A 504-nucleotide genomic window follows, 5' to 3' on the forward strand; every position below is an offset into this window, starting at 1 on the left:
TAGCCACACCGGATAAATATGATCAGAAATACCAGCAATGGGCCTTATCTAATTTACCCATTTTTCCAGAAAAATACAAGTTTATCGTGGGCGCAGATAAAAAGAAACAGTTCAATATCGTTAAAGATTTACTGAATGAAGCCGACACGATTATCATTGCGACTGATAGCGACCGAGAGGGTGAAAATATTGCCTGGTCTATTATGGCAAAAGCTCACATCAATTTAAAAACTAAAACACTAAAACGGCTTTGGATCAATTCACTTGAACAAGAAGCCATTTTAGACGGATTCAAAAACTTAAAAGACGGTTGGGACTACTACCCAGCTTATCAGGAAGCCAAGACACGACAAATTAGTGACTGGTTAATTGGTATGAATGGCAGTCCTTTATATACTTTGTTATTAAGACAAAACGGGGTACGCGGGGTGTATTCGATTGGTCGAGTACAGACGCCAACCTTATATATGGTCTATCAAAGAGACCAGGCAATCAAAAACTTTA

General features: G+C 38.5%; 1 protein-coding gene. It reads left to right on the forward strand.

Going from position 1 to position 504, the window contains the following annotated elements:
• Nucleotides 1-504: DNA topoisomerase (locus tag FC65_RS11130; protein ID WP_235803142.1), on the forward strand; the 504-nt coding region annotated here is incomplete at both ends.

It is taken from the genome of Ligilactobacillus acidipiscis DSM 15836 (assembly GCF_001435755.1).
Lineage (GTDB): Bacteria > Bacillota > Bacilli > Lactobacillales > Lactobacillaceae > Ligilactobacillus > Ligilactobacillus acidipiscis.